Annotated in this window: 3 protein-coding genes; all 3 read right to left on the bottom strand. The window is 62.2% G+C overall.

Annotated elements, in window-relative coordinates:
- Positions 1-2,936 (bottom strand): formate dehydrogenase subunit alpha (locus AC1DW2_RS43450; RefSeq protein WP_477009170.1); only part of this gene is annotated, 2,936 nt, incomplete at its 3' end.
- Positions 2,937-2,948: 12 nt separating this feature from the next.
- Positions 2,949-3,158, bottom strand: a complete 210-nt coding sequence (locus AC1DW2_RS43445) for a twin-arginine translocation signal domain-containing protein (protein ID WP_063985307.1) — start codon at positions 3,156-3,158, stop codon at positions 2,949-2,951.
- Positions 3,159-3,186: 28 nt separating this feature from the next.
- Complete coding sequence (locus tag AC1DW2_RS43440; protein WP_477009169.1) at positions 3,187-3,966, bottom strand: molecular chaperone TorD family protein; 780 nt, start codon at positions 3,964-3,966, stop codon at positions 3,187-3,189.
- Between the last annotated feature and the right edge of the window lie 99 nt (positions 3,967-4,065).

Below are 4,065 nucleotides of genomic sequence, written 5' to 3'. Positions count from 1 at the left end.
ATCTGGCAGAGAGTGACTTTCGTCTCCTGCATGTTCGTCGCGGGATCATACCCGTAGGTGGTGATCGTGTTCGCGCTTTCGCCGAGCACGATCGGATCGGTGCCCTTGGGGTAGTTGCTGCGAAGATCCTTGCCTGCGAGCCAACCGCCGAAGTGGAAAGGCATCCAGGCAACGCCCTTGCCGACACGCTCGGTGACGAGCGCCTTCATCCTGGCCCTCGAATTGTTCTCTGCGCCCGTGACCCAGACCCAGCCACCGTCCGTGACGCCGCGCTCGGCGGCATCGGCTGGATTGATCTCGATGAACATGTCCTGCTGCAATTCGGCGAGCCAGGGGTTGGTGCGCGTCTCCTCGCCGCCGCCCTCATATTCGACCAGACGGCCGGACGACAGGATGAGCGGAAATTGCTTCGCGATCCCCTTCTCGACCGCCGCCTTTTGCACCGAGAAGCCGATATTGGGCACCCGGAACTGCTCGGCGTCGGGCAACGTCGGATATTTCGCGACCAGGTCGACGCGCGGCGTGTAGATCGGCTCCCGGTGTACCGGAATGGGGTCGGGCAAGCCGAACGCATTCATCCGCGCCTTGCCGTTGCCATAGGGCACGCAACCATGCATGAGCGCGACACGCTGGATTCCGCCCGACAGGTCGAGCGACCACGACACCACGTCTGGATTGGCCGGGTTGATCTTGTTGATAACAGCCCTTTCGGCTTCCGTGAGCTCCGTGTCCCAGCCGAGCTTCTTCAGGCTCGCCAGCGTGAATTCCGGATAGCCGTCCTCGATCGCCGAACCCTTCGAGTACGAGCCGTCCGCGAGCAGGCTGACCTTGCGCGTGGTGCCGTCGGGCAGCTTCTCTTCGCGCTCGACGCCAAAGCGCGGACGGAACGTGCCGCCACCGTCCATCACGTGCAAATTGGTGTTGTAGAGCAGCGGCGTGCCCGGATGCTTGACTTCAGGTGATCCCCAGCACGGCCAAGGCAGACCGTAATAGTCGCCGCCGACCTCGGGATCGTCCTTGGGCGCCCGCATCGTCAGCATGTCGAACTTCGCCTGGTTCTTCATATGCGCCTTGAGGCGCTCGGGCGATTGCCCGCAATAGCCGGTCGACCAGCTGCCGCGGTTCATCTCACGCAGCACATCCTCCGCCTCGGGCAGATTGTTCTCGACCTTGATGTTCTTGAACATCTTGTCGGCGAAGCCGAACTTCTTCGCCAGGAGATAGATGATCTCGAGGTCGTCCTTCGATTCGAAGATCGGCTTCACGACCTGCTCGCCCCATTGCAACGAGCGGTTCGAGGCAACGCGCGAACCCTTGCACTCGAATTGCGTGGCAACCGGGAGAATGTAGACTCCATCCTTGCGTCCCGCCTCGACCGAGAGCGAGGCCCAGGTCGTCGGATGCGGGTCGGCGATGACGAGCAGCTCGAGCGCCTTCAGGCCATTAAGGGATTCAGGAATGCGGGTGATGCTGTTGCTGGCGTGCCCCTGCACGAACACGGCCCGCACATTGTCCCTCTGCGCGATCCGATCTTTCGGCAGCGTCACCGCTTCGAACCAGCGGGTCAGCGGGATGCCGGGCGTTTCCATGATCTGCTTGGAGTCGAAGCGCGACTTCAGGAACTCATGGTCGACTTCCCAAACCCGCGACCAGTGCTTCCACGCGCCTTCGGCGAGCCCGTAGTAGAACGGCAGCGTGACGATATCGAGCCCGACATCGGTCGCGCCTTGCACGTTGTCATGGCCACGGAAGATGTTGGCGCCCATGCCCGCTCCACCGACATTGCCGGTCATCAGCAGTGCGATGCAACTGGCCCGCACGTTGGCGGTGCCAACGGTCTTCTGGGTCTGGCCCATGGCCCAGATCAGCGTTGCCGGCTTCTCGGTAGCAAACATCTTGGCGACGCGCTTGAGCTGCTCGCCGGGAATGCCGGTGACACGCTCGACTTCTGCCGGATTCCACTTCTCCACTTCTTTCCGGAGATCATCGAATCCATAGACCCGCTGTCGGATGAACTCCTTGTCTTCCCACCCGTTCTGGAGGATGTGCCACATCATGCCGTACAGCACCGGGATGTCGGTGCCCGGCCGCATCCGAACATATTCGGTCGCGTGTGCCGCGGTTCGCGTCAGGCGCGGGTCGATGACGACAAAGTTGGCCTTTTGAAGCTCCTTGCCCTCGAGCAGATGCTGCAACGATACAGGGTGCGCCTCGGCTGGATTGCCGCCCATGATGACCTGGGTCTTGGCATTGCGGATATCGTTGAAGCTGTTGGTCATCGCGCCGTAGCCCCAGGTGTTGGCCACGCCGGTAACGGTCGTTGAATGGCAGATGCGCGCCTGATGATCCGTGTTGTTGGTTCCCCAGAACGCGCCGAGCTTGCGGAACAGATAGGCGCCTTCGTTCGTCATTTTGGCCGAGCCGAGCCAATAGATGGAATCGGGCCCAGATTTCTCGCGGACTTCCAGGAGCTTGTCGCCGATCTCGTTGATCGCCGTATCCCAGGAGACACGCGTCCACTGCCCGCCCACAAGCTTCATCGGATAGCGCAGCCGCCGCTCGCTGTGCACGAGCTCGCGCACAGAAGCGCCCTTGGCACAATGTGATCCGCGATTGATCGGGGACTCCCAGCTCGGCTCCTGGCCGATCCACACCCCATTCAGCACCTCCGCCGTCACGGTGCATCCAACCGAACAATGCGTGCAGACGCTCTTGCGAACGGTTGCTCCCGATGTGAGGGGACCTGCCACTGCTGCTTTCGCCTTGCGGACGCCGCCGACCGGCAGCGTGCTCACTGCAGCGAGAGCGCCGCCACCAAGGCCAGACCGGAGCAGGAAGGTGCGGCGGTCGAGACCATTGGTTTGCCCGGACAAACCTCCCGCGATTGATCCGCGTGAAGCGGATTCGGAACGCTGTTGTGTTCTCCTGATCAGCACGGCCGCCTCCTCTCAACCCGGATAGCGATTGACACGGTAGTACGCCTTCACATGATCGGTCTCCTTGTAGCGCGCCTTGCGTTTCTCATCGTCGGTCTCGCTGTCCGCCTGAGCAGGCGTGATCAAGGGCGTTGCCAGCGTCGCGCCCGCACCGACCGTGCCGATGCCGACCTTGCGAAGGAAATCGCGGCGTCCGACTGTCGTTCTCTGCTCGTCCCTCATCGCATCTCTCCTGGACCAGCGGCGCTGGTCAGTTGACGAACGTGAAAGCCTCGGATTCGATTTCCAGAAAATTTCGTCCAAGTGTTCCGACCGACCGGTAGAATTTGGCGTTTTCCGCCTTCTCCATGTCGGCAAACAAACGTCCCATCCAGCGGGACACATGCTTCTCGAAGAATGTGCGCTGTGCTTCCGTTGGCACCGGGAAGCGTGCCACCGCAAGGCCCGCCATGATCTCGCACAGCGTCGCCGCGTGATCCTCGGGCTCAAAATTGCTCTCGACCCGCTCAATGCCGAGCGCGGCGAGATCGTCGCGCAGGCGCGACAGCGGACGTTCGTGGAGAAACCCCGTCAAGTAATAGGAAGCGTAAGGCAGCAACTCGCCGCGACCCAGACCGACGAAGAGGTCAAAATATTCGCGCTCGACCTCGGATACGGCCGCTACCGATGCAGCTTCTGCAAGGGTTGCATGGGCGCGTCCAAGCGGCGTCGCATCGCCATGCAGTTGCGCGATCTGCTCGAGCAATGCGGCCGACGGCGCGGACGAGAGCAAGGTTGCAAGCAGCGCGTATTCCTGCGCGCGCGCGGCATCGGTCGGATCAACCGCGTCTTCCGGCGCGGCCGGCTCGCTATAGAGATCGGGACGAAGCACTTTGCGCGACACACCCGTTGCGCCTTCGACCGCAATCACACGTTGCGCGGGCACCCTGTTCCAGTTCGACACCGAGGGCTGGGCAATACCGATCTTTCGGGCAAGCTCGGCAACGCCGCCCGCCGCATCGATGGCTCGTTCAAGGCCCGCATCGCGCATGCCGACCTCCCATCCAGGGGGCCAAGCGCTTGATTGCGTTTGCGTAACAAAGACTAGCCGCGTGTCCGGGAGCGGTCAATTGATAGCCATAGCCTGAGG

It is taken from the genome of Bradyrhizobium sp. P3_C3 (genome assembly GCF_056402655.1).
Note: the sequence above shows the minus strand (reverse complement) of the source record. Positions and strands in the feature narration are given on the sequence as shown.